The sequence below is a fragment of the Streptomyces sp. H51 genome (assembly GCF_035656535.1).
Lineage (GTDB): Bacteria > Actinomycetota > Actinomycetes > Streptomycetales > Streptomycetaceae > Streptomyces.
This window is the reverse complement of record NZ_JAYMHD010000083.1, coordinates 1-24,760: the sequence shown is the minus strand read 5'-3', so window position 1 is coordinate 24,760 and position 24,760 is coordinate 1. Positions and strand designations below refer to the sequence as shown.

Annotated in this window: 19 protein-coding genes; 9 read left to right on the top strand and 10 right to left on the bottom strand. The window is 72.8% G+C overall.

All coding sequences use genetic code 11. The annotated features are described in order from the left end of the window. Window positions 1–62 precede the first annotated feature (62 nt). Window positions 63–419, bottom strand: coding sequence for a hypothetical protein (locus tag VKA29_RS32765; protein WP_324789667.1), 357 nt, complete (start codon window positions 417–419; stop codon window positions 63–65). A 257-nt stretch (window positions 420–676) separates the two neighbouring features. Between VKA29_RS32765 and VKA29_RS32760 the strand changes: the two genes are divergently transcribed. Together VKA29_RS32760 and VKA29_RS32755 are read left to right on the top strand one after the other, a co-directional pair. Beyond that, window positions 677–1,234 (top strand): glycoside hydrolase family 25 protein, encoded by a 558-nt coding sequence (locus VKA29_RS32760; protein WP_324789666.1) that lies wholly within the window; start codon window positions 677–679, stop codon window positions 1,232–1,234. Between the two features lie 90 nt (window positions 1,235–1,324). Next, complete coding sequence (locus VKA29_RS32755; protein ID WP_324789665.1) at window positions 1,325–1,867, top strand: MOSC domain-containing protein; 543 nt, start codon at window positions 1,325–1,327, stop codon at window positions 1,865–1,867. Window positions 1,868–1,898: 31 nt separating this feature from the next. Here VKA29_RS32755 and VKA29_RS32750 read toward each other — a convergent pair whose 3' ends face one another. Together VKA29_RS32750 and VKA29_RS32745 are read right to left on the bottom strand one after the other, a co-directional pair. Continuing rightward, on the bottom strand, window positions 1,899–2,633 hold the full coding sequence (locus tag VKA29_RS32750) for an NADPH-dependent F420 reductase (RefSeq protein WP_324789664.1): 735 nt from the start codon (window positions 2,631–2,633) through the stop codon (window positions 1,899–1,901). A 122-nt stretch (window positions 2,634–2,755) separates the two neighbouring features. After that, a complete protein-coding gene (locus VKA29_RS32745; protein WP_324789663.1) occupies window positions 2,756–2,968 on the bottom strand; it encodes an EF-hand domain-containing protein in 213 nt (70 codons plus the stop codon). Window positions 2,969–3,094: 126 nt separating this feature from the next. Between VKA29_RS32745 and VKA29_RS32740 the strand changes: the two genes are divergently transcribed. After that, window positions 3,095–3,727, top strand: coding sequence for a GNAT family N-acetyltransferase (locus VKA29_RS32740; RefSeq protein ID WP_324789662.1), 633 nt, complete (start codon window positions 3,095–3,097; stop codon window positions 3,725–3,727). A gap of 111 nt (window positions 3,728–3,838) precedes the next feature. On the opposite strand, the gene VKA29_RS32735 is transcribed toward VKA29_RS32740, so the two are convergent. The 5 genes from VKA29_RS32735 to VKA29_RS32715 all read right to left on the bottom strand — a co-directional run bounded on the left by VKA29_RS32735 (window position 3,839) and on the right by VKA29_RS32715 (window position 8,956). Further along, window positions 3,839–5,023, bottom strand: a complete 1,185-nt coding sequence (locus VKA29_RS32735) for a hypothetical protein (RefSeq protein WP_324789661.1) — start codon at window positions 5,021–5,023, stop codon at window positions 3,839–3,841. Further along, window positions 5,023–5,802, bottom strand: coding sequence for a polysaccharide deacetylase family protein (locus tag VKA29_RS32730; RefSeq protein WP_324789660.1), 780 nt, complete (start codon window positions 5,800–5,802; stop codon window positions 5,023–5,025). Before VKA29_RS32730 ends, VKA29_RS32735 begins: the two co-directional genes overlap by 1 nt. Window positions 5,803–5,878: 76 nt before the next feature. Beyond that, window positions 5,879–6,382, bottom strand: a complete 504-nt coding sequence (locus VKA29_RS32725; RefSeq protein WP_324789659.1) for an ATP-binding protein — start codon at window positions 6,380–6,382, stop codon at window positions 5,879–5,881. Window positions 6,383–6,697: 315 nt separating this feature from the next. Next, entirely contained in the window at window positions 6,698–7,465 is a 768-nt protein-coding gene (locus VKA29_RS32720; RefSeq protein WP_324789658.1) for an enoyl-CoA hydratase/isomerase family protein, read from the bottom strand. Window positions 7,466–7,705: 240 nt separating this feature from the next. Beyond that, window positions 7,706–8,956 (bottom strand): L,D-transpeptidase, encoded by a 1,251-nt coding sequence (locus VKA29_RS32715; protein WP_324789657.1) that lies wholly within the window; start codon window positions 8,954–8,956, stop codon window positions 7,706–7,708. Between the two features lie 434 nt (window positions 8,957–9,390). Here VKA29_RS32715 and glgX point away from each other — a divergent pair, with 434 nt between their 5' ends. The 3 genes from glgX to VKA29_RS32700 all read left to right on the top strand — a co-directional run bounded on the left by glgX (window position 9,391) and on the right by VKA29_RS32700 (window position 15,410). After that, on the top strand, window positions 9,391–11,634 hold the full coding sequence (gene glgX, locus VKA29_RS32710; RefSeq protein ID WP_324789656.1) for a glycogen debranching protein GlgX: 2,244 nt from the start codon (window positions 9,391–9,393) through the stop codon (window positions 11,632–11,634). 120 nt (window positions 11,635–11,754) lie between these two features. Next, window positions 11,755–13,551, top strand: a complete 1,797-nt coding sequence (locus VKA29_RS32705; RefSeq protein ID WP_324789655.1) for an ABC transporter ATP-binding protein — start codon at window positions 11,755–11,757, stop codon at window positions 13,549–13,551. Then, entirely contained in the window at window positions 13,548–15,410 is a 1,863-nt protein-coding gene (locus VKA29_RS32700; protein ID WP_324789654.1) for an ABC transporter ATP-binding protein, read from the top strand. Before VKA29_RS32705 ends, VKA29_RS32700 begins: the two co-directional genes overlap by 4 nt. A 54-nt stretch (window positions 15,411–15,464) precedes the next feature. Here VKA29_RS32700 and VKA29_RS32695 read toward each other — a convergent pair whose 3' ends face one another. After that, window positions 15,465–18,347 carry a SpoIIE family protein phosphatase gene (locus tag VKA29_RS32695; protein WP_324789740.1) on the bottom strand — a complete coding sequence of 961 codons (2,883 nt, stop codon included), beginning with the start codon at window positions 18,345–18,347 and terminating at the stop codon, window positions 15,465–15,467. Between the two features lie 538 nt (window positions 18,348–18,885). Here VKA29_RS32695 and VKA29_RS32690 point away from each other — a divergent pair. Then, window positions 18,886–20,547 carry a M4 family metallopeptidase gene (locus tag VKA29_RS32690; RefSeq protein ID WP_324789653.1) on the top strand — a complete coding sequence of 554 codons (1,662 nt, stop codon included), beginning with the start codon at window positions 18,886–18,888 and terminating at the stop codon, window positions 20,545–20,547. A 78-nt stretch (window positions 20,548–20,625) separates the two neighbouring features. Beyond that, window positions 20,626–21,147 carry a DUF1990 domain-containing protein gene (locus VKA29_RS32685; RefSeq protein ID WP_324789652.1) on the top strand — a complete coding sequence of 174 codons (522 nt, stop codon included), beginning with the start codon at window positions 20,626–20,628 and terminating at the stop codon, window positions 21,145–21,147. 43 nt (window positions 21,148–21,190) lie between these two features. Here the strand turns inward: VKA29_RS32685 and VKA29_RS32680 are convergent, their stop codons facing one another. Then, complete coding sequence (locus VKA29_RS32680; RefSeq protein WP_324789651.1) at window positions 21,191–23,809, bottom strand: glycosyltransferase family 1 protein; 2,619 nt, start codon at window positions 23,807–23,809, stop codon at window positions 21,191–21,193. Between the two features lie 291 nt (window positions 23,810–24,100). On the opposite strand from VKA29_RS32680, the gene VKA29_RS32675 reads away from it, so the two are divergent. Beyond that, window positions 24,101–24,760, top strand: a 660-nt coding sequence (locus tag VKA29_RS32675) for a maltotransferase domain-containing protein (RefSeq protein ID WP_324789650.1), incomplete at its 3' end; no start/stop codon positions are given.

The window sequence follows — 24,760 nt, the reverse complement described above, 5'->3', positions numbered from 1 at the left end:
CTCCTTCGACGCCGCGGCCGTCCGGGCCGCCCCTGTCGTCGGTACTCCGACCGCTCGGGAAGTCAGTCGCTGTAGTCGATACCGCTGACGGCTCTGCTGCCGGCTCCGTCCGCCGTCGCCGACCCCGTCCTCACCGCCCTGGCCGACCCGCTGCCTCTTCCCCCCGGACGCCGGATACCCGAGACAGCGATTCCCCCACGCCTCGCGCGCGGCTGCCCCGTCCTCACCGACGTGTCGTCCGTACGGCGGTCCGGAGACTGGAACAGCGCCCACACCAGGGCGACCACGCCGACAGCGGCCTGAACCGTCGCCCCGGCCAGCTGCCCGGCGTCGGGGCCGTTCAACAGCCAGATCAACGGCGTCGAGAGGACGACGACCGCCGCAAGCACGATGACCGTGATCTTCCACCCCTGCGTCATGGCCCCTCCCCCACCCCGGCCACCCCGACCGCCCCGGCACGCACGCAGGGGCGCCACATCCGTTCACACGATGCTATGGCCCGTCATGGCACGCATCAACGCGGTACCGCCGGTTCCGGCCCACCGTGACCTGCCTCGGTGGGGCACTGGATCCTCCGGAGCCGGTTCACCGCGGCCGACACACGGGGCGGGTGGTTGACGGTTCAGCTACGGGGTACAACTCCTGTCCCGCCGACGGAAATTGTGGGAGTCCCCCGATGCTGCGCGGTATCGACGTGAGTGCGTATCAGTCCTCGTCCTTCGACACGGAGGGTCTCGCCTTCGCCTTCGTCAAGGCGACGGAGGGCCGTTCCTACGTCAACCCGAGACTCGCCGCCCAGACGAAGCGGGCCCGGGACGCCGGGCTGGTCGTCGGCTTCTACCACTTCCTGTGGCCCGGCAACCTGCAGGCGCAGGCCGAGTACTTCGTCAGGCACGCCCCCGAGAAGGCGGGCGACATCCTCGCCGTCGACTGGGAGACCACGGGCGACGGCACGCACGCGTCCAACGCGCAGAAGGACTCCTTCATACGCAGGGTGAAGGCGCTGCGGCCGCGTCACCGGGTCCTGCTCTACTGCAACCGGGACTTCTGGCTGAACATCGACACCACGTCGTACGCGGGCGACGGCCTGTGGATCGCCGACTACGTCACCGCGGGCGAGCCGCGCATCAAGGCCAGGTGGCGCTTCCACCAGTACTCCGGCACACCGCACGACAAGGACGTCGCCGCCTTCGCCACGAAGGCCGCCCTGCGGGCGTGGGCGGGCGGCGCGTGACGGGCACCCGGCCCCGCGGGAGCGCACCGGCCCGGCGAGTAGGGTCGTGACCTGCGGCGGACGGCCGCCGCGGGACGGAGGGGAGCCGGCGTGGACGGAACGGTGGGGGCGGTCGGCCGGAACGGGGTGTACTCGTTCACCAAGCCGAACCGGGAGAGCATCACGCTGCTCACCGGGCTCGGGGTCGAAGGGGACGTGCACGCCGGGGAGACGGTCAGGCACCGGTCCCGGATGCGGAAGGACCCATCGCAGCCGAACCTGCGGCAGGTGCACCTGATGCAGGAGGAACTGTTCGACGAGGTCCGCGCGGCCGGGTTCGAGGTTTCGGCCGGGCAGCTCGGGGAGAACGTCACCACCCGCGGGATCGATCTGCTGGGGCTTCCCGCGGGCACCCGGCTGCGCCTCGGGGAGGACGCCGTCGTGGAGGTGACCGGGCTGCGCAATCCGTGCGCGCAGATCGACGGCTTCCAGCGGGGCCTGCTGAAGCAGGTCGTCGAGCGGGGTGCGGACGGGAGCGTCCGGTTCAAGGCCGGGATCATGGGCGTCGTGGCCGCCGGGGGCGTGGTGCGGCCCGGAGACCCGATCACCGTCGAGCTGCCGGACGGGCCGCACCGGCCCCTCCACATCGTGTGAGCCGCGACGGCCCGCCCGGCGGGGCCGTGCCCTACGCGCGGAAGTCGGCCGGGCGTTCCGGGGACGCCTCCGCCAGGCCCTTGGTGACCTCCTCGACGCCGGCCCGCAGGCCGTACACCGGCGTGCCGGGCTGCTGGCGCCAGGAGTCGTCCAGGCCGCCCGCGTCGACGGTGTCGAAGCCGAGTTCGTCGATCAGCGCCCTGACCTTCCGCTTGGCCGCCTCGTCGTCGCCCGCGACCGGGAGCGCCATGCGGTCCGGGTCGCCGGCCGGGCGGGGCCGGTCGAGGATGTCCTGGGCGTACGTGCCGTTGAACGCCTTGATCACCGGGTGTCCGAGGTGGCGTTCCGTCCAGCGGCTCTCGGTGACGCCGTCGTCCACGATCTCCGCGATCCTGCCGTCGCGCTGCGGGTAGTAGTTGCCGGTGTCGATCACGGCGACGCCGTCCGCGGCCTCCTCGAACAGGCCGGACGGCAGGTCCGGGACCGCCTTGAGGGGGATCGTCACGACGACGATCCCGGCTCCGCGCGCCGCCTCCTCGACGCGGACGGGCGTCGCGCCGGTCTCCTCGGCCAGCGCGGCGAGCGTGTGGGGTCCGCGGGAGTTGGCGACGGTGACGTCGTGCCCGAGTGCGGTGAGCCGCCGGGTGAGGTTGCCGCCGATGTTGCCCGCGCCGATGATGCCGATCTTCATACCGGTCGCCCTTCCGGGGGTGATGTGGTGCCCGTGAGCACCACCAACCCTCCCGGAGCGACGGCTATTCCGCACGCGGGGCCGGACCGGCGGCCGGAGGGGCGGCCGGTCGGCGGGCGGCCGCACCGGCGGGTACGACGAAGGGGCCGGTCGACCGCAGCGGCGGCGAGCCGGCCCCTTCCGCGTCCGTGCTCACGTCACTTGTTCAGGTAAGTCCAGAACTCGTCGAACGACAGGACCTTGTCGCCGTTGAGGTCACGGGTCTTGATGATCGCCTCGGCGACCGACTCGGTGACGTTCCAGTCGCCCCCCTGGGCGAGCGCGGTCTTCAGCTCGGCGGCGGTGATGAACCCGTCGCCGTCGGTGTCGATCCGCTGGAACTCCTTGCGCGCCTCTTCGATGTCCGCCACCGATCCACCCCTCTTGTTACGTTTCTCGTGTCTTACCGGCGTTCTGCCGCAGGTCAGACTAACGGGCGCGGTGAGCGCCGGGCGCGGCGACCACCCGGGAGCGGGCGGGGACTGGAGGAGCGGTCGATGGCGGAGACGTTGCGGGACGTGCTGGAGGCGGCGGCGCGGGGTGTCTTCCCGCCGGCGGACGGCCGGACGACGGTCCTGCCGCAGCCCTCGCCCCGCGACGCCGGAGTCATCGCCTTCACCGCGCACTCCGTGGTCTTCACCGACGAGGACCCGCGGTGGGTGCGCCGGGCCCTGCGGGAGACCGACTGCGACGCGCTCGCCGCGACGATGAACGCCCGCTTCCTGACCGCGTTCATGGACCGCACGGGCCGCACGACGGACACCGTCGACGTGCTGACGGTGGGCTCCGCCCTGCCGGGCGGGCCGCCGCTCGCGCTCACCGAGATCGCCGACCCGGACCATCCGCGGGTGGCGGCCTCCCGCCGCCGGCGCGACGACGTCCGGGTGTGGGCGGCGGACGGGGGCGTGCTCGTGCTGGGCCGGGGGGTCGCGGGGCGGCTGGAGGCAGCGGTGGAGGTGGACGAGGGCGTACGGCACCGGGGGCTGGGGCGTGCCCTGGCGACGGCGGCCCGGCATCTGGGCGGGGGCGAGCCGGTGTGGGCGCAGATCGCGGCGGGGAACGCCCGCTCGCTGCGGGCGTTCCAGGCGGCCGGTTACCGTCCCGTGGGCTCGGAGGCGCTGCTGCGGTGACCGCGGCGGTGCTCCGCGGCGGAGTACCGCAGCGCTGATCCACGGCCGTGATCCGCAGCCGGATCAGTGGCCGGATCAGTGGCCGGGTCAGTGGCCGGGTCAGTGGCCGGGTCAGCGGAAGATGCCGGTGTGACCGAGCGAGTAGCGGCCCGGCTGCGGGTACACGGCGAGGCCGTGCGGGCCGCTGCCGACCTTGACGCGGGCCAGCAGGGCGCCGGTGCGGGTGTCGATGGCGTACACCTCGGAGTGGTAGCGGCCGGACAGCCACAGGACCTTGCCGTCGGCGGAGACACCGCCCATGTCGGGGCTGCCGCCGTTCGGCAGGTGCCACTTCCTGGTGACCCGCCGCTGCCGGAAGTCGAAGACGGAGACGGAGCCCTCGCCGCGGTTGGAGACGTACATCTCGCGCGAGTCGCGGCTGACGTACAGGCCGTGGCAGCCCTTGCCGGTGGGCAGGAAGCCGGGCGTCGTGAACTTGTCGCCGTCGAGGACCCACATGCCGTCGGTGGTCATGTCGGCGATGTAGAACTTCCTGCCGTCGGGCGAGACCTTGACGTCCTGCGGCATCGCGCCGTGGTGCGGGAGCCGCTGCTGCCCGACCACCTTCATCTTCGCCGTGTCGACCTTGAGCAGTTCGCCGCTGAACTCGCAGGAGACGATGAAGTAGCGGCCGTCGAGGGAGAAGTCGGCGTGGTTGACGCCGTAGCAGCTGACCGGGACGGTCTTGACGCGTTTCATGGTGTGCGCGTCGCGGAAGACCAGTTCGCGGTCGAGGGAGGCCATGACGACGGCGTAGCGGCCGTCGGGGGTGAAGTAGAGGTTGTACGGGTCGTGCACGTCGACCGTGCGGCCGGCCTTGCCGGTCCTGGGGTCGATCGGGGTGAGGGTGTTGCCCTTGTCGTTGTTGACCCACAGCGTCTTCAGGTCCCAGGACGGCACGACGTGCTGGGGCTGGGCGCCGACGTGGATCGTCTCGATCACCCGGTAGGTCTTCGGGTCGATGACGGAGACGGTGTCGGAGTTGGTGTTGGGGACGTAGACGCGGGACGGGAAGTCCCGGACCGCCGGGGAGAGCCGGTTCGGGCGGTCGGCCGCGTACACGTCGTGCGGGTCGAGGACGGGCGGCATGCCGGGCAGGCCCTGGACCGTCGCCGCCTTCGGCGGGGCGGGCCGGACGGCGGCGCTGCTGCGGGCGGCGGCCTCCTCGGCACGGGGGCGGGCGGGGCCGCCGCAGGCGGCGAGGGCGGCGAGCGCGGCGGCGGCGAGGAGGGCGCGCCGGGCGAGGGTGCGGTGCATCAGCTGAACAGCTCCGTGGTGGTCACCGCGGCCAGACCGCGGCGGTCGAGTTCGTCCAGTAGGGCGGGGAGCGCGGCGACGGTGTCCGGGTGGCCGAAGTGCAGGCTCACCACCGATCCGTTGCGGATCTCGCCGAGGACCTTGCGGGTGACGGCGTCGGGTCCGGGCCGGGTGTAGTCCAGGGAGTCGACGTCGTACGACAGCACGTGCGGGTAGCCCGCCTCGCGGGCCAGGCGCAGGACGAGCGGGGAGGCGCGGGGCGCGCGCGAGGGACGGAACCAGGTGCCGATGGAGCCGGTGAGTCGCCTCAGCCGGTCGGCGCAGGCGGTGATCTCGGCACGGGCGTCGGCCTGCGCCATGGTGTTGACGGCCAGGTGGCGCTGGGTGTGGTTGCCGAGGTCGTGGCCGCCGTCGAGGACGCGGCGGGCGAGGGAGGGGTGCTCGTCGAGCCAGCTGCCGACGGCGAGGACGGTGACGCGGGCGCCGTGCCGCTCGGCCTCGGTGAGCAGGGCGCGGGCGAGGGCGGGGTCGCCCTGGCCGTGGAAGGTGAGGGCGACGCGGGGTCGGGTGCGGGGGCCGTGGGTGAGCTGGGCGGGCCGGCCCGGGTAGTGACGCGGGCCGGGGGCCGGGGGGCGGGTGGAGCGGCGGGCGGTGGGGGCGGCGGCGGTGGGGGCGGGATGGGCGGCTGCGCCGGCGGCGGAGCATCCGGCGGCGAGCACGCCACCGGCGACGAGCCCGGCGCCGGTCCGCAGCGCGGTGCGACGATCGGTCGTGGTCACCGCACCATTTAAGGCGGATCGGACACGAAAAACGCTGATTAGTCCGATTGGCGTCCGGCGCGGGTCGCACCGGGGATCACCGGTCCGCCACCCTCATCTCGAACCACGTCGTCTTGCCCCGCGGCAGCAGGTCGACCCCCCAGCGGTCGGAGAGTTCGTCGACGAGGAACAGGCCCCGGCCGCTGATGTCCATCTCCTGGACGGGCAGCAGACAGGGCAGGCCGCGGGACGGGTCGCGGACCTCGATGCGGATCCAGCCCCGGCGGCGGCGCATCCGCAGACCGAAGACGCGGGCGCCGGTGTGACGCACGGCGTTGCCGACGAGTTCGGAGACGAGCAGGACGACGTCCTCCGCCATCCGGGGGGTGAGGCCCCAGTGGCGCAGGACCACGACCTGGGCGAGGCGGCGGGCGGTCGCCGCGGACTCCGGGCGGGACGGCAGCGGGACGTCCGCGTCGGTCGGATCGCCGTACAGCTCCAGCGCCTCGAGTCCCTGTTCGTCCTCCACCGCGGGCGACCACCGCCCTGCGGTCGCACGGCCTTGTCCCCGCGGCTGTCCGATGCCCTCCAGCCCCGCCATGGCCCCATGATGGCCGTCCGCAACGGCCCCCGGGGCCGTTCCCGAGGAATACACCCCCCGGAACGACTCGCCCGGAGCAGGTCCTCCGACCTGCGCCGCGGGCGGTCCGGAGTCGCCCGCAGCCTGTCCGGCCTGCGGTGACTGCTCCCCTGGAGACAATCGACGGTCCCCCCTCGACAAGGCGGACTTATGGGCGCGTTAAGGCTCCCATAAACCGTCTTGCCGAGGGGCCCGGATGAGACATCTCGTCAATTGCAAGGGTCTGTGGGCAGTTTCACATGGTTCGCCGCCCACGGACCAGCGGTCCCGGCGGCCTCAGAGGAACTTGGCCTTGCCCGGCCCCTCCTCCACGAAGCTGCGCATCCCGCGCTCGCGGTCCTCGGTGGCGAACAGGCCCGCGAACCAGTTCCGTTCGACCGCGAGCCCGGTCTCGATGTCCGTCTCCAGTCCGGTGTCGACCGACTCCTTGGCGGCGCGCAGCGCGAGCGCGGGCCCCTGCGCGAGCTTCGCGGCCCACGCGTGCGCCTCGGTGTAGACGTCGGCGGCCGGCACGACGCGGTCCACCAGACCGAGCGTCAGCGCCTCGTCCGCCTTGACCATGCGGCCCGTGAAGATCAGGTCCTTGGCCTTGGAGGGGCCGATCAGGCGGGCCAGACGCTGGGTGCCGCCGGCGCCCGGGATCAGGCCGAGCAGGATCTCCGGCTGGCCGAGCTTGGCGTTGTCGGCGGAGATCCGGTAGTCGGCGCACAGGGCGAGTTCGCAGCCGCCGCCCAGCGCGTATCCCGTCACGGCCGCCACCACCGGCTTGGGGATGCGGGCCACCGCCGTGAACGACTCCTGCAGGGCGCGGGAGCGCAGGACCATCGCGGTGTGGTCCATGGCCTGCATCTCCTTGATGTCCGCGCCGGCGGCGAACACCTTCTCCCCGCCGTAGAGCACCACGGCGCGCACGTCGTCCCTGCGGGACGCCTCCTCGGCGAGCTCCTTCAGCCTGTCCTGCGTGGCGACGTCCAGCGCGTTCATCGGGGGGCGGTCCAGGCGCAGCGTGCCGACGCCCTCGGCGACTTCGAGATTCACGGTCATGCAGGCAGGTTAACGGGGACTAACGGCACGTGCCCGGGTGCGGTCGGTCACAGCCGGCCGGGGGTCTGGGGGTTGCCCCCGGACAGACACAGCGCGGGGACCAACGGCACGTGCCCGGGTGCGGTCGGTCACAGCCGGCAACACGGCACCGGCACCGGCACCGGCACCGGCACCGGCGACAACGGCAACGGCCCTGGTGCCGTGTTTCGCACCGGGGCCGGGCCGTGGGTCGGGGGACGCCTACTGCGTCCACTTCTCCCAGGACATGTTCCAGCCGTTCAGGCCGTTGTCGGGGGCGACCGTGTCGTCGTCGGAGTTCTTCACGACGACCACGTCGCCGATGATCGAGTGGTCGAAGAACCACCCGGCCGGCAGCTTGCGGTCGTAGCCGCCGCGCACGTCCTGCAGGCCGACGCAGCCGTGGCTGGCGTTGTAGTTGCCGAAGGCGTCGGAGGCCCAGTAGTTGCCGTGGACGAAGGTGCCGGAGGTGGTCAGCCGCATCGCGTCGGGCACGTCCGCGATGTCGTACTCACCGCCGTAGCCGACCGTGTCGCCGTTCATGCGGGTCACCCGGAGCTTCTCGCTGATGACCATCTGGCCGTTCCAGGTGTCGTAGCCGGGCTTGCCGGTGGTGACGGGGATGGTCTTGACGACCTTGCCGTCCTGCATGACCTTCATGGTGTGCTTCTCGGCGTCGACCACGGAGACCTGGTTGCGGCCGATGGTGAAGGAGACCGTCTTGGCCTGGCTGCCGTAGACGCCCGGCCGGCCCTCGACGCCGTCGAGGTTGAGCCGGACGGTGACCTTGGTGCCCTCCGCCCAGTACTTCTCGGGACGGAAGTCGAGGCGGTCGTTGCCGAACCAGTGGCCCTGGACGTCCACGGCCGGCTCGGTCTTGATGCTGATGGCCTTCTCGACGTCCTCCGGGTGCGTGATGCCCCGGGTGAAGCGGACGGAGAACGGCATCCCGACGCCGACGGTGGAGCCGTCCTCGGGAGTGAAGTAGCCGACGAAGGTGTTCGGCGGCGTCAGCGTGGTGAAGCTGGAGTCCTCGGCGGCCTCGCGCCCCGCGGAGTCCTTGGCGACCGCGTGCACGGTGTACTTGGTGGACGCGGCCAGGTGCGTCGACGGCGTCCAGGCCGTGCCGCCGGCGGTCAACCTGCCCGGTATCTCGGTGCCCTTGGAGTCCTTGACCTGGACCTGGGTCAGCTTGCCCTTGCCGACGCTGACCTTGAGGGCGCCGCTGGTGTCGACGGACTTCGCACCGTCCTCGGGGGCGATGGACACCACGGCCTCGGACTGCTTGCTCACGGCCTGGCCGGAGTCCTTGCCCTTCGCGCCGCCGGAGCCGGGCCCGGCGCCGGAGTCCGAGTCGCCCCCGCCACACGCGGTGACGGTCACCAGCAGCGCCCCGAGTATCAGCGCCGTCAGTCCTTTTCCGCCCCGCCCGCGCGCGTCAACCGACGCCCCCGATATCGGCCGCACGTTCACGTTCTCTCCCCTCGCCGGGCCTGGTCAGGCCCGCACCCCTGCGCGTCCCCCGCGCTCATTGGCGCATATTAACCGCCCAATTTCGGGGTACGAACGGGCAGAAGGTCACCATTGCGTCGCAACATCGGGCGCGTCCGCACGGCCCGGAGCCCGCCCGGAGCCGGCGCACCGGAGCGCGCCGCCCGCTTTCCACTGTTTCCACCCCACGCCCCGCGCGCGCCCGGTACGTGCCTCACGCGCTGCCCGACGACGGGCCCGCCCTGGGGAAACGTGAGTGCGAGCCACGCTCTGGGCAGAACAGTGGGGAGGACGACGCGAGGGGGTGTGGCGGCCGTCGCTGAGCCGCAGCGGCGCGCCACGGGGACCGCCGGGGCCGGTGCCGCCGCCGTACGCCCTTCCGGGTGTCGTTCCACGAGCCGTGGGAGGCTGACAAGGTGTCCAGCGCAGCCGAGCAGGAGGCGGTGGCCGGGGAACGCGCCGGCGGGGAGGCGCGTCCGGCCGTCGTGATCGACGGCGTGCGGCGGCAGGTGCCGGGCGTGCCGGTGTGGCCGGGCGCGCCGATGCCGCTGGGGGCCCGGTTCCTGGTCGGGCCGGAGGGGGTGGCGGGCACCAACTTCGCGCTGTGGGCGGGCGGGGCGGAGGCGGTGGAGCTGTGCCTGTTCGACGGCCGCGGCAAGGAGAGCCGGGTCCGCCTGACCGAGCTGACGCACGAGATCTGGCACGGCTTCGTGCCGGGCGTCATGCCCGGGCAGCGGTACGGCTACCGGGTGCACGGCCGCTGGGACCCGTGGACCGGCGCCCGCTGGAACCCGGCGAAGCTGCTCCTCGACCCGTACGCCCGCGCGGTGGACGGCGACTTCACGCTGCCGCCCGAGGTGTACGGGCACGTGCGCGACTGGCCCGAGCAGCACGTCGCGGACACCGTGCGCGACGACCGGGACTCGGCGCCCCACGTCCCCAAGGGCGTCGTGGTGCACGATGACGACGACTGGTCGGACGACCGCGGTCCCCGGACGCCGTGGGCGGACTCGGTGATCTACGAGGTGCACGTGCGCGGCTTCACCAAGCTGCACCCGGGCATCCCGGAGGAACTGCGCGGCACCTACGCGGGTCTGGCGCACCCGGCGGCCGTCGAGCACCTGGTGAGGCTCGGCGTGACGGCCGTGGAGCTGCTTCCGGTGCACCAGTTCGCGCACGAGGACCACCTGCTGCGGCGCGGCCTGCGCAACTACTGGGGCTACAACTCCATCGGCTACTTCGCCCCGCACGCCGGGTACGCCGCCTCCGGCACCACCGGTCAGCAGGTGGGCGAGTTCAAGCGGATGGTGCGCGCCCTGCACGCGGCCGGCATCGAGGTGATCCTCGACGTGGTCTACAACCACACCGCCGAGGCGAACGAGTACGGCCCCACACTGTCCCTCAAGGGCATCGACAACCGCGGCTACTACCGCCTGCAGCCGGACGCCCGGCGCTACGCCGACTACACCGGCTGCGGCAACACCCTGCACGTCGTCCAGCCGCACGTGCTGCGCCTGATCACCGACTCGCTGCGCTACTGGGTGACCGAGATGGGCGTGGACGGCTTCCGCTTCGACCTGGCGGCCGCGCTGGCCCGCTCCATGCACGACGTCGACATGCTCTCGCCGTTCCTCGCCGTCATCGCGCAGGACCCGGTGCTGCGGCGGGTGAAGCTGATCGCCGAGCCGTGGGACGTCGGCTCCGGCGGCTACCAGGTGGGCGCTTTCCCGCCGCTGTGGACGGAGTGGAACGACCGGTACCGGGGCGCCGTACGGGACTTCTGGCGCGGCGCCCTGCCGGACGTGCGGGACCTCGGCTACCGGCTGTCGGGCTCCAGCGACCTGTACGCCTGGGGCGGCCGCAGGCCGTACGCGTCGGTCAACTTCGTCACCGCGCACGACGGTTTCACCCTGCGGGACCTGGTGTCGTACGAACGCAAGCACAACGAGGCGAACGGCGAGGGCAACCGGGACGGCACCGACGACAACCGGTCGTGGAACTGCGGCGCGGAGGGCGAGACCGGCGACGAGGGGATACGGGCGCTGCGGCGGCGGCAGCTGCGCAACCTGCTGACCACGCTGCTGCTGTCGACGGGCGTGCCGATGCTGGTGGCGGGCGACGAGCTGGGGCGCACCCAGCGCGGCAACAACAACGCCTACTGCCAGGACGACGAGACGAGCTGGGTCGACTGGGGGCTGCTGGAGGATCCGGGCTGGCGGGCGCTGTGCGAGCTGACCTCCCGGCTGATCGGGCTGCGCCACCGGCATCCGGTGCTGCGCCGCCGGGCGTTCTTCTCCGGCCGCGCCCACTCCGCGGACGGGCTGCGCGACCTGGCCTGGTTCACCTCGCGGGGCACGGAGATGACGGAAGGGGACTGGTACGCGCCCGCCGCCACGCTCGGCATGTACCTCTCCGGGCGGGACATCCCGGGCCGCGACGAGCGGGGCGCGCCGATCGTCGACGACAGCTTCCTCGCCGTGCTGCACGCCGGGGACCGCCCGGTGAGCTTCGTGCTGCCCGGACCACCGTGGGCGGAGCGTTACCGGGTGGTCGTCGACACCTCGCTGGAGGAGCAGGCGGGAACGCCGGGCGTGACCCATTCGGCGGGCACGGCGATCACGGTGCCGGAGCGGTCGGTGCTGCTGCTGCGGGTGGAGTGACGGCCGCACCGGCAACCGCGTACGACCCCTCGAACACCCAGGTCGTAGGACCCGCGACCGATCCCGGTCCGGCCAAAACTCGGTGGGCGTCGTCAGTGGCGATCCGTAGGCTCACTGCTGATGCCCACGACACCTGCCACCCCAGTGGACCGGTCCGCCGTCCGAAGCCTGCTGCGCCTGTGGCCGTACGTACGGCCCGTGCGGGTGCGGCTGTTCACCGCCGCGTTCGTCGCGGTGCTCGCCTCCTGCACCGGGCTGGTGATCCCACTGGTGCTGAAATGGCTGGTGGACGGGCCGGTCGCCGACCGGGACCCGGCCGGGGTGTGGCTCGGCGCGCTGTACGTGCTGCTGCTCGGCGTGGCGGAGGCGCTGCTGTTCGGGATGCGGCGCTGGCTGGTGGCGCGGCCGCTGTCGCACGTCGAGGCGGAGATGCGGGCGGACCTGTACCGGCACCTGCAGCGGCTGCCGGTGGCCTTCCACGACCGGTGGCCGTCCGGGCAGTTGCTGTCGCGGGGCACCACCGACCTGATGCTGCTGCGCATGTTCCTCGCCTTTCCGCTGACGTTCCTTCTGGTCAACGGGGTGACGATCGTCGTCGGCGTGACCATCATGCTGTTGCAGGACTGGACGCTGGGCCTGGTGATCCTGGGGCCGGCGGTGCCCGTCGTCGTCACCTGCGTGATCTTCGAGAAGCGGTACTCCGACGCGGCGCGGCTCGCCCAGGACCAGGCCGGCGACCTGACGACGGTCGTCGAGGAGAGCGTGCTCGGCATCCGGATCGTCAAGGGGTTCGGACGCCACCGCAGCCAGGCGCGTGCGTTCCGGGAGCTGTCGCGCACGCTGCGCGGGACGGAGCTGCGCAAGGCCCGGCTGCTCGCCACCATCTGGGGCGTCATCGTGACGCTGCCGGAGGTGGCGATCGGGGCGGCCCTCGTGCTGGGGTGCGTGCAGGTGGCCGACGGCGAGCTGTCCGCGGGCACGCTGGTCGCCTTCCTGTCCACGGCGCTCGCCCTGCGGTGGCCGGTGGACTCCATCGGGTTCCTGCTGGCGATGAGTCAGGAGGCGGCCACCGCCACGGAGCGGTACTTCGAAGTGCGGGACGCCGAACCGGAACCGCAGCCGGACGCCGCCGCGGCCTCCGCCGCTGCCTCTGCCGGCACGGGCGGCAGCGGGCTGCGCTTCCACGGCGTGCGGTTCTGCTACCCCGACGCGCCGGACGGCTCCCCGCCCGTCCTGGACCGGGTCGACCTGCACGTCCGTCCCGGCGAGTCGATGGCGCTCGTCGGGGCCACCGGCAGCGGGAAGACCACGCTCACCGCGCTCGTCCCCCGGCTGCACGAGGTGACGGAGGGCCGGATCACCCTCGACGGCGTGGACATCGCCGCGATGCCCCGTGAGCGGCTGCGTTCCCTGGTCGCCGTCGCCTTCGAGGAGCCCACCCTGTTCTCCGCGAGCGTGGCGGAGAACGTGCTGATGGGGGCCGGTGACGCGGCCGGCGGGGCCGAGCTGGAGCGGGCGCTGTCCGTCGCCCAGGCCGACTTCGCGCACGGGCTCCCGCAGGGCACCGGGACCCAGGTCGGCGAGCAGGGCCTGAGCCTGTCCGGCGGGCAGCGGCAGCGGCTGGCGCTGGCCCGGGCGGTCGTCGGCAGGCCCCGGTTCCTGGTCCTGGACGATCCGCTGTCCGCCCTGGACGTGCACACCGAGGCGCTGGTCGAGGCCGCGCTGCGGGACGTCCTGGCGGACACCACCGCCCTGATCGTGGCGCACCGCCCGTCCACCGTGCTGCTCGCCGACCGGGTCGCGCTGCTGTCCGGCGGCCGGGTCGCCGCCGTCGGCACCCACCAGGAACTGCTGCGCACCAACGCCGAGTACGCCCACCTCATGTCCGGCACCGGGGAAGCGGAGGACGAGCGATGACGGCCCCCACCACGACCGTCGCGACGGCGGACGACGAGCCCGGCGGGCCGCCGCCCGGCGCCGCCGCCGGCGACCCCTTCGACCGCGACACCCTGCCCACTCCCCCGGGCGCCACCGCCGCGCTGCTGCGCTCCCTGCTCGCCCCGCTGCGGGCCCGCGTCGCCGTCACCACGCTCCTGCTGCTGCTCCAGCAGGCGGCCGTCCAGGCGGGCCCGCTGCTGGTGGCGTACGCCATCGACAGCGCCGTACCGGCGCTGCGCGGCCACGACCGCGGTCCGCTGGTCGCGGTGGGCGTGGCCTACCTGCTGTGCGCGGTCGCCTCCGGGGTCCTGCAGTACGCGTTCATCAACGCCTCGGCCCGCGTCAACCAGGACGTGCTGCTCGACCTGCGCGGCCGGATCTTCCGGCACGCGCAGGCCCTCAGCGTCGACTTCCACGAGCGCTACACCTCGGGCCGGCTGATCTCCCGGTCCACCACGGACGTGGAGTCGCTGCGCGAACTGCTCGACGAGGGCCTGCAGGAACTGGTCATGATCGTGCTGTCGTCGGTCTACATCTCGGCGATGCTGCTGTGGCTGGACCTGGGCCTGGGGGCGGTGGCGGTGGCGTCGGCCGTGCCGCTGTACGTGCTGGTGCGGGTCTACCGGCGGCGGGCGGGCGAGGTGTACCGGGTGCGCTCCACCGCCATCGCGTCCGTCATCGTGAAGTTCGTCGAGACCATGAACGGCATCCGGCCGGTGCGCGCCTTCCGCCGGGAGGACGCCAACGACGCCGCCTTCCGGGTGCTCAACCGGCGCCACGAACGCACCAACGGCGACGCGCTGCTGGAGATGGCCCGCTATGTCGTCGGCTCCCGGCTGATCGCCAACACGGCCGTCGCGCTGATCGTGCTGTGGGGCGCCTACCGGGTGGCGGGCAGCTCGCTCGAACTCGGTGTGCTGGCGGCGGCGGTGCTGTACCTGCGGCGGCTGTACGACCCCATCGACCGGCTGGGCATGTTCCTCAACTCCTGGCAGTCGGCGGCGGCCTCGCTGGAGAAGATCGCCGGGCTGCTCGCGCAGACGCCGAGCGTGCCGGAGCCGTCGGCTCCGGTGGGGCTGCCGCCGCTCGCCGGCGAACAGCCGGGGCGGGAGGTGGTCTTCGACGGCGTCCGCTTCGGCTACCGGACCGGCGGCGAGGTGCTGCCCCGCTTCGACCTCACCGTCCCGGCCGGGCAGACGGTCGCGGTGGTCGGCTCGACCGGCGCGGGCAAGTCGACGCTGGCCAAGCTGCTCGCCCGGTTCTACGACCCGTCCGGCGGGCGGGTCCTGCTGGACGGCGTCGACCTGCGCGACCTGGCCGTGCCGGAACTGCGGCGCGGGGTCGTGATGGTGACGCAGGAGGCGTTCCTGTTCTCCGGCACGGTCGCCGAGAACATCGCCATCGGGCGTCCGGACGCGAGCCGCGAGCAGATCGAGCGGGCCGCGAAGGCGATCGGCGCGCACGACTTCATCGAGGCGCTGCCCGACGGCTACGACACGGACGTCCGCAAGCGGGGCGGCCGCATCTCCGCGGGGCAGCGCCAACTCGTCGCCTTCGCAAGGGCGTTGCTCGCCGACCCGGCCGTGCTCATCCTCGACGAGGCGACCAGCTCGCTCGACATCCCGGGCGAACGGGCGGTGCAGCGCGCGATGGCGACGGTGCTTCAGGGGCGTACCGCGGTGGTCATCGCGCACCGGCTGTCGACCGTGGAGATCGCGGACCGGGTGCTGGTGATGGAGCACGGCCGCATCGTCGAGGACGGCACCCCGGACGAACTCATCCGGGGCACGGGCCGGTTCGCGGACCTGCACCGGGCGTGGCGGGACAGCCTGGCGTGACGGGCCGGGCCCGGTGTGTTCGGTGCGCACCAGGGCTGCCGCCGTCAGGGGTGCTCAGGCCGCTCGGGCGGGCGCCAGCGGCTGCTCCGTCCAGATGACCTTTCCCCGCGACGTGTACCGGGTGCCCCACCGCTGGACGAGCTGGGCGACCAGGAACAGCCCGCGGCCGCCCTCGTCGGTGGCCGCCGCCCGGCGCGGGTGCGGAGAGGTGTTGCTGCCGTCGGAGACCTCGCAGATCAGCGTGCGGTCGCGCAGCAGACGCAGCGAGACGGGTTCGCTGCCGTGCCGGAGCGCGTTGGTCAACAGCTCGCTGACCGTGAGCTCGGTGGAGAAGAGCAGCTCGTCGAGGCCCCAGCGGGCCAGTTGCTCGGTGACCTCCGCGCGCACCCGTGAGACCTCGGCCGGGTCGGCGGCCAGCTCCCAGGTGGCGACGTGGTCGTCGTCCACCGTCCGGGTACGGGCGACGAGGAGCGCGACGTCGTCGGCGGGGTGATCCGGAGTCCGGGGCAACAGGGAGTCCAGCGTCCGGCAGGTGTGCTCGGGTGTTCCCCCGGACCGGGCGAGAACGCCGCGGAGTCTGTCCATCCCGAGGCCGACGTCCCGGTGGCCGAGGTGTTCGACCAGCCCGTCGGTGTAGAGGACGAGCAGGCTGCCCTCGGGGATCTCCAGCTCGGCGGTTTCGAAGGGGTGGCCGCTCACTCCCAGCGGCGGCCCACCGGGCAGGTCCGGATACTCGACGGTGCCGTCGGGCCGTACCAGCGCGGGCGGCGGATGACCGGCCCGCGCCACGGTGCAGCGGCCCGCGACGGGGTCGTAGACGGCGTAGAGACAGCTCGCGCCGGTGATGTCCCCGTCACCGGTCTCCGCCTGCTCCTGGTCGGCGTCGAGCCGGGCGACGAGGTCGTCGAGCTGGGCGAGGACCTCCTCGGCGGGGAGATCGAGGGCCGAGAAGTTGTGGACCGCGGTGCGCAGCCTGCCCATGGTGGCGGCGGCGTGCAGTCCGTGGCCGACCACGTCCCCGACCACCAGTGCCACCCGTGCGCCGGACAACGGGATCACGTCGAACCAGTCGCCCCCGGCCCCCGAACGCGCCGGCAGGTAGCGGTGGGACACCTCGACCGCGCGCTGCGCGGGGAGGCCGCGCGGCAGCAGGCTGCGCTGGAGCGCCAGCGCCACCTTGTGCTCGCGGGTGAAACGGCGGGCGTTGTCGATGCTCAGCGCGGCGCGGCCGACCAGTTCCTCGGCCAGCAGCAGATCGTCCTCGGAGAACGGCTCCTGGAGCCGGGAGCGGTAGAAGCTGACCACTCCCAGAAGCACGCCCCGGGCCCGCATCGGCACGGTGATGAGCGAGTGGATGCCGGCCTCCAGGATCCGCTCGCCCCGCGCCGGGTCCTGGAGGTGCCAGCCATGGGCCGTCGCGAGCTCCGGTTCCAGGACCGGACTCTCGATCGCCAGACATCTGGCCTGGGGAGTGAACGGCCCGTAGGCGATCAGTTCACCGGCCGCGTGCAGCGGGGAGTCCTCGCGCACACCGGTGAGCGCGACGCGGCGCAGCGCACCGTCCACCCGGACCGGTTCCTCACCGGCCGGCACGGCCTCCGGCACGTCGACGGCGGTGAAGTCGGCGAACCGGGGGATGGCCACCTCGGCCAGTTCCTCGGCGGTCCGTACCACGTCCAGCGTGGTGCCGACGCACGCGGAGGCGTCGTACAGCAGGCCCAGGCGCTGCCGGGCCTGCAGGGCCAGCGTGCCCATCAGCGGCTCACCGACGGCGACCAGCCACTCGTCGCGTCGCGCGTCGCCCTGCCCGTCGCCCTGCCCGTCGCCCTGCCCGGTGCCCGGTCGGGGCCCGGGCTCCGGGGCGGGAGGCAGGGGGCGGGCCAGGGGGCGGGGCAGCAGCCGTCGCGGCGACGGGCGCGGCGCGGCGTGGTTCACGAGCGGGGGCGGGAGGGCCGAGGGAGCGGTGCCCGGGAGGGCCGAGGGAGCGGTGCCCGGGAGGGCCGAGGGAGCGGTGCCCGCGGCCGTCAGCACGGCGAGGTCCTGCCGGAGACCGGAGGGAAGGGCCGCCTCGACGGCGATTCCCGTGACGCCGGACGGAGCCGTCACCGGCCGGCTGCGCAGCACGGCCGTGCGTCCGTGGGGCAGCCGCACCTCCACGAGGCCGGTGCGGCCGGAGGAGATCAACTCGGTCGCGGCGGCCTGGAGGAAGAGCCGGTCGTGGCGGTCGAGCAACTCGTCGGGGACGGTGGGCATGCCGCCCGGACCACCGTTCCCCGGCGGATGGGCGGCCCGGAACGCCTGGAGCAGGGCCCGCTCGCGGGAGGAGACCTGCTCCAGCAGCCGCTGCTCGATGGCACGGGCCGCCTCGAGTGCCGAGGTGAGCATGGCGGGGTGGGTGTCGGCCCGCGCGCTGGTCAGGTCGAGTGCGCCGACGACGTGACCGCTCAGCGGGTCGCGCACCGGTGCGCCCGCGCAGACCAGCTCCGTCAGGTCGTCACCGTAGTGCTCGCGGCCGTAGATGAAGACGGGCCGCCGGGTCACCAGGACGGTACCGATGCCGTTGTTCCCGATCACCTCCTCGGGGACGCTGAAGCCCGGCGCGAGCTGCATCGCGTCGAGGCGCCCGAGCAGCGTGTGCTCGCCCGCCCTCCGGTCGAGCAGCCGGGCGCGTTCGTCACCGAGGAAGACGGTCGTCCGCAGGCCCGACAGCTGAGTCTCCAGTGCCTCCAGCACGGGCCGGGCGGCCTCCGCCAGGTTCCGCGCGTCGCCCAGATCCCGCTGGTAGGGGAGGTCTCCCTGGGGCCTCCCGGCGAGGCCCCGGGAGTGGCACCTGCGCCAGGCGGCCAGGACCGGATCACGCACGGACGGCCCCACGGGCTCGCCCGCCCGCAGTTGTTCGTAAGCCTTGCCGAGGGCGACGACGTCGTCCCACTTCATCGACACTTTGGCACATCCTCAGCCGACCCTCCGTACCCCTCAGTCTCTGCCATGAAGAGGGAAAAGCAAGACATATCCCCTCGGAGGCTTCCACTCCCGCCCGGAGCACTCCGCGAGGGACCGGCCCCGGGGTGACGGGCCGGGATGACGGGCCGGGGTGACGGGCACGGCGGGCGTCCGGCGCCTTCGCACACCCACCCCAAGTGTTCGTATAGCGAACATGAACATCCGGACAACGAACGGTTTCCGGCCAAGTTCCTGACGCGTCCCTGGCGAAAATTGCCCCACATCCACCCCGGGCGACACACCCGCACCCCACCCCCCGATCGCTTCCTCCAGGGGCGGCGGCCGGGCGCCGTGGAGCCCGTTCACACTCCCGCAACATTTATCGAGCCGAAGCTTTTCGGCCAACATCACTTGAGGGTCCTGACATGTACGCGTCCTTGATGTCACCCTCTCTCACAACGCCGCACAACTTCACGACAACTCGGCCGGGCGCCCCACCCCGTGCCGACCTCCCCCACTCCAAGGAGCTTGTGTGACCTCCCTCTACGCGCGTCGCAAGCGTTCCACCCTTGCCATCGCGACCGCTGTCGCCGCCGGCGCCCTGCTCACCACCGGTCTGACCACCGGTACGGCCGCCGCCCAGACCCCGGCGGAGTCCACGGCCAAGGCCCCGCTCGCCGCCGCCCCGGTCCAGCTCTCCGCGGCCGCGCGCACCTCCCTCATCCAGCAGCAGCAGAAGGCCGCGCCCGAGACCGCGCAGCTCATAGGCCTCGGCGCCAAGGAGAAGCTGGTCGTCAGGGACGTCGTGAAGGACGCCGACGGCGCGGTCCACACCCGCTACGAGCGCACCTACGCCGGCCTGCCGGTGCTCGGCGGCGACCTGGTGGTCCACCAGTCGGCCACCGGCGCCACGAAGGGCGTCACCAAGGCGGTCAAGGCGACCATCAAGGTGGCCTCCGTCAAGCCGCAGATCACCGTGGCCAAGGCCGAGAAGCAGGCGCTGACCGCCGCGAAGGCCGCCGGCTCCGCGAAGACCTCCGCCGACTCCGCGCGCAAGGTCATCTGGGCCGGCGACGGCAAGCCGACCCTGGCCTACGAGACGGTCGTCGGCGGCCTGCAGGACGACGGCACCCCCAACGAGCTGCACGTCATCACCGACGCCGCCACCGGCAAGAAGCTCTACGAGTACCAGGGCGTCGAGACCGGCACCGGCAAGACCCTCTACTCGGGCACCGTCACCCTCAACACCACGCTGTCGGGCTCGACGTACCAGCTGTACGACACCACGCGCGGCGGCCACAAGGTCTACAACAAGGCCCACTCCAGCACCACCGGCACGGGCACCCTGTTCACCGACGCGGACGACATCTGGGGCACCGGCGTCGCCTCCAGCTCCACCACCGACCAGACCGCCGCCGCCGACGCCGCCTACGGCGCCCAGGTCACCTGGGACTTCTACAAGAACACCTTCGGCCGCAGCGGCATCAAGAACAACGGCGTGGCCGCCTACTCCCGCGTCCACTACGGCAACGCGTACGTCAACGCGTTCTGGGACGACAGCTGCTTCTGCATGACCTACGGCGACGGCTCGGGCAACACCCACCCGCTGACCTCGCTGGACGTGGCCGGCCACGAGATGAGCCACGGCGTCACCTCCAACACCGCGGGCCTCAACTACAGCGGCGAGTCCGGCGGCCTGAACGAGGCCACCTCCGACATCTTCGGCACCGGCGTGGAGTTCTACGCCGCCAACTCCAACGACGTCGGCGACTACCTCATCGGCGAGGAGATCAACATCAACGGGGACGGCTCCCCGCTGCGCTACATGGACAAGCCCAGCAAGGACGGCGCCTCGGCGGACTACTGGTCCTCCACCGTCGGCAGCAAGGACGTCCACTACTCCTCCGGCGTCGCGAACCACTTCTTCTACCTCCTCTCGGAGGGCAGCGGTTCGAAGACCATCAACGGCGTGAGCTACAACTCGCCGACGTACAACGGCTCCACGGTCACCGGCATCGGCCGCGCCAAGGCGCTGCAGATCTGGTACAAGGCGCTGACGACGTACATGACGTCGACGACGAAGTACTCCGGCGCCCGCTCGGCGACCCTGAGCGCCGCGTCCGCCCTGTACGGCTCCGGCAGCGCCGAGTACAACGCGGTGGCGGCGGCCTGGTCCGCGGTCAACGTCAACTAGTCCCAGCAGTACCAGGGTGATCGACGGGCGGTACCCGGGAGTCAGTCCCTCCCGGGTACCGCCCTACCCTTGTCTGCTGTGTCTTCTGCGGATCCGAAGGACTTCACCTACGACGACGTCGGCGCGACCCGGCGCGACGGCTTCTGCCCCCCGGGCTTCCACCACCTGCGGGTGCGCACCCGCCTCGGTGAGGGCGAGGAGGTCTTCCGCCGGGCGGCACAGGCGGTGCTGACCTGGGAGATGCACCGCTCGATGGGCGTGGGCATCGACGCCGCCGCCGACCGGGCCGCGCCCGGCGTGCACGTCACCGTCACCCTCGCCGGAGTGATCAAGGCGCCGTGCCGCGTGGCGTGGACGGTCGAGGAGCCCCGCCGGGCCGGCTGGGCCTACGGCACGCTGGCCGGGCATCCGGAGTGCGGCGAGGAGGCCTTCGTGGTGGACCGCACCGGCGACGGCACCGTCTGGCTGACGGTGACCGCCTTCAGCCGCCCGGCCAAGTGGTACGCCAAGGCCGGCGGCCCGGCCACCCGGGGCCTTCAGCACGCCTACGCCCACCGCTGCGGCAAGGTCCTGCGGAAGCTGAGCGCAGGCGTCGAGTGAGGCGGGCGGCAAGGGCGGGCGAGGCTCGCCCGCCCTTGCGCGGTCAGCGGAACAGCACCCCCGCCCCGGCCACCGTCTCCTCCGACGGCACCGCCAGCAGGCCGAGTTCGGCGGCGGAGGCGAGCAGGCGGTGGGTGGGCAGGATGCGGACGGTGTAGCCGTACGGGCCGGTGCGGTCCAGGGAGAGCGGGCCCTCGTAGATCCAGCGGCCCTCCGGGTCCTGGCTGCCCGCCGGTTTCAGCGGCACCGACGCGGCGTCGGTGATGCGGTCCTGGGAGTCGACCCGGCCGGAGACGGCCTGGACCTCGACGTCGTCCGGGGAGAGCTCGCCGAGGCGCACCCGGACCCGGAGCCCGAGCGTGGTGCCGAGCTGCGCGGTGGCCGTGGCGGCCGACGCCTCCACGTGGTCCACCGCCACCCCGTGCCAGGCGCCCCGCACCCGCGCCTTCCAGACGGCCAGCTCACGCGCGGCGTCCGCGGTCATCGCGCGGTGGGCGTGGGCGGCCGGGGTGTAGAGGCGCTCGACGTACTCCCGCACCATGCGGCCGGCCAGCACCTTCGGGCCGAGCAGCGTGAGGGTCTGGCGGACCATCTCGATCCAGCGGTCGGGCAGACCGTTCCGCCCGCGCTCGTAGAAACGCGGGGCGACCCGCTGCTCCAGCAGGTCGTACAGCGCGGCGGCCTCTATGTCGTCGCGCCGGTCGGCGTCCATGGCGACGCCGTCGGCGGTCGGGATCGCCCAGCCGAAGTCGGGCTGGAACCACTCGTCCCACCAGCCGTCCAGCACCGAGAGGTTGAGGCAGCCGTTCAGCGCGGCCTTCATCCCGGAGGTGCCGCAGGCCTCCAGGGGGCGCAGCGGGTTGTTCAGCCAGACGTCGCAGCCGGGGTACAGCTTCTGCGCCATCGCCATGCCGTAGTCGGGCAGGAAGACGATGCGGTGGCGCACCCGCGGGTCGTCGGCGAACCGGACCAGTTCCTGCACCAGCCGCTTGCCGCCGTCGTCCGCCGGGTGCGCCTTGCCCGCGACCACGATCTGGACCGGCCGCTCGGGGTGCAGCAGCAGTTCCGTCAGCCGGTCGCGGTCCCGGAGCATCAGCGTCAGCCGCTTGTACGACGGGACCCGGCGCGCGAAGCCGATGGTCAGGACTTCCGGGTCGAGCACCCCGTCGATCCAGCCCAGCTCGGCCGTGCCCGCGCCGCGCTGCCGCCAGGAGGCGCGCAGCCGCTCGCGCACCTCCTCCACCAGTTGCTCGCGCAGGCTGCGGCGCAGCTCCCACACGTCCTGGTCGGGGATGTCCGCGACCGAGTCCCAGCGGTCCGAGGCGCCGACGGTCAGCGCGTCCTCGGCGCGCTGGGCGCCGATCTGCCGGGCGCCGAGCCGGAAGACCTCCGGGGCGACCCACGTGGGGGCGTGGACGCCGTTGGTCACGGAGGTGATCGGCACGTCCTCCGGGTCGAACCCCGGCCACAGTCCGGCGAACATCTCCCGGCTGACCTGGCCGTGCAGCAGGGACACGCCGTTGGCGCGCTGGGCCAGGCGCAGGCCCATCACGGCCATGTTGAACAGGTTGGGTTCGCCGCCGGGGTAGGTCTCCGTGCCGAGGGCGAGGATGCGGTCCACGTCGATGCGCGGCAGTTCGGCGTCGGGCGCGAAGTGGCGGGCGACGAGTTCCCGGTCGAAGCGGTCGATGCCGGCCGGGACCGGGGTGTGCGTGGTGAAGACGGTGCCCGCCCGCACCGCCTCCAGCGCCGAGTCGAAGTCCAGCCCCTCGGCACACAGTTCCGCGATGCGCTCCAGACCGAGGAACCCGGCGTGGCCCTCGTTGGTGTGGAAGACCTCCGGCTCGGGGTGGCCGGTGATCCGGCAGTACGCGCGTACCGCCCGCACCCCTCCTATGCCGAGCAGCATCTCCTGCAGCAGCCGGTGCTCGCTGCCGCCGCCGTAGAGCCGGTCGGTGACGCCGCGCTCGCCGAGGTCGTTCTCCTCGACGTCCGAGTCCAGCATCAGCAGCGGCACCCGGCCCACCTGGGCCAGCCAGATCCGGGCGTGCATCCGCTTGCCGCCGGGCAGCGCGAGGCCGACCTGGGCGGGGGCGCCGTCGGTGTCACTGAGCTGGACGACGGGCAGCTCGTTGGGGTCGAGCACCGGGTACTGCTCCTGCTGCCAGCCGTCGCGGGACAGGCTCTGGCGGAAGTAGCCGTGCCGGTAGAGCAGGCCGACTCCGATGAGCGGCACGCCGAGGTCGCTGGCCGCCTTCAGGTGGTCGCCGGCCAGGATGCCGAGGCCGCCGGAGTACTGGGGCAGGGCCGCCGTGACGCCGAACTCGGGCGAGAAGTAGGCCACGGCGGCGGGCAGCGCGCCGGGCCGGGACTGGTACCAGCGGTCGCCGGTCAGGTAGTCGTGGAGGTCGTCGGTCACGGCGGTCAGCCGGCGCAGGAAGCGGCGGTCCTGGGCCAGCTCCGCGAGCCGTGCGGGCGGCACGCTCCCCAGCAGCCGCACCGGGTCGCCGCCCGAGGCGGCCCAGCTCTCGGGGTCGACCGACTGGAACAGCTCACGCGTCTCCGCGTGCCAGGACCAGCGCAGGTTCCGCGCGAGATCGCTGAGTGGCAGAAGAGGTTCGGGCAGGACGGGTCGGACGGTGAATCGACGGATCGCCTTCACTGGCCACCTCGGTCAGGCGTGCGGAGGGGGGACGCACGCCGGTGTGCGTCCCGTCGTCAATCCCGACGGTATCCGGGGAAGCGGCTTTGTCACCACGGCACACCCGGCGACGAGGTGAACCCTCTCCGTGCGCGGGCATACGCGTGAGTAGTTAACAAAGTGCCGGATTGCCCACTCGCATAGGGTGGGAAGGCTCCTCCGGTACGTCCCTGGATCGCCACAGGGACAACACGCAGGACCCACCTCCCCACAGTCATCCGCCCACCAACGTTGACGCGGACAGGAGCGGTCATGCCCGCCAAGCACCACTCGTCTCCACCCCCGACGCACAGCGCCCGCACAGCCCCTGTACGCCCGCCCGCCGCCGGAGCGCCGGCCGTGGAGCCACCCTCCGCCCGGGCCGCCTCCGGCGTCGGGCGCATCCCCGTCCTCGACGTCCGCCCGATCGTCCAGCACGGGCGCAGGCCGGCCAAGGCCGTGACCGGCGAGTCGTTCGAGATCTCGGCGACCGTGTTCCGCGAGGGCCACGACGCGGTCGCCGCGAACGTGGTCCTGACCGATCCGGAGGGCCGTCCGGGCCCGTGGACGCCGATGCGGGAACTGGCGCCCGGCACCGACCGCTGGGGCGCCATGGTCACGCCCGGCGCCGCGGGCCGCTGGACCTACCACGTGGAGGCCTGGGGGGACCCGGTCACCACCTGGCGCCACCACGCCCAGATCAAGATCCCGGCCGGGATGGACACCGAACTGGTCCTGGAGGAGGGCGCTCGGCTGTACGAGCGTGCGGCCGCCGGCGTCCCCGAGGGCGAGGGCGGCCGCGAGGTGCTGCGCGCCGCCGTCGGCGCCCTGCGTGACGACAGCCGCCCGCCCGCGTCCCGGCTGGCGGCGGCGTTGACGCCGGAGGTGGACGCGGTGCTGGCCCGGCATCCGCTGCGGGAGCTGGTCACCGCC

Bases quoted from the DNA above. Each gene is read 5' to 3' on its own strand.
- VKA29_RS32740 (WP_324789662.1), top strand. From the start codon at position 3,095: ATGGCGGAGACGTTGCGGGACGTGCTGGAGGCGGCGGCGCGGGGTGTC.
- VKA29_RS32765 (WP_324789667.1), bottom strand. From the start codon at position 419: ATGACGCAGGGGTGGAAGATCACGGTCATCGTGCTTGCGGCGGTCGTC.
- VKA29_RS32695 (WP_324789740.1), bottom strand. From the start codon at position 18,347: ATGAAGTGGGACGACGTCGTCGCCCTCGGCAAGGCTTACGAACAACTG.
- VKA29_RS32725 (WP_324789659.1), bottom strand. From the start codon at position 6,382: ATGGCGGGGCTGGAGGGCATCGGACAGCCGCGGGGACAAGGCCGTGCG.
- VKA29_RS32705 (WP_324789655.1), top strand. From the start codon at position 11,755: ATGCCCACGACACCTGCCACCCCAGTGGACCGGTCCGCCGTCCGAAGC.
- VKA29_RS32735 (WP_324789661.1), bottom strand. From the start codon at position 5,023: ATGCACCGCACCCTCGCCCGGCGCGCCCTCCTCGCCGCCGCCGCGCTC.
- VKA29_RS32720 (WP_324789658.1), bottom strand. From the start codon at position 7,465: ATGACCGTGAATCTCGAAGTCGCCGAGGGCGTCGGCACGCTGCGCCTG.
- VKA29_RS32760 (WP_324789666.1), top strand. From the start codon at position 677: ATGCTGCGCGGTATCGACGTGAGTGCGTATCAGTCCTCGTCCTTCGAC.
- VKA29_RS32700 (WP_324789654.1), top strand. From the start codon at position 13,548: ATGACGGCCCCCACCACGACCGTCGCGACGGCGGACGACGAGCCCGGC.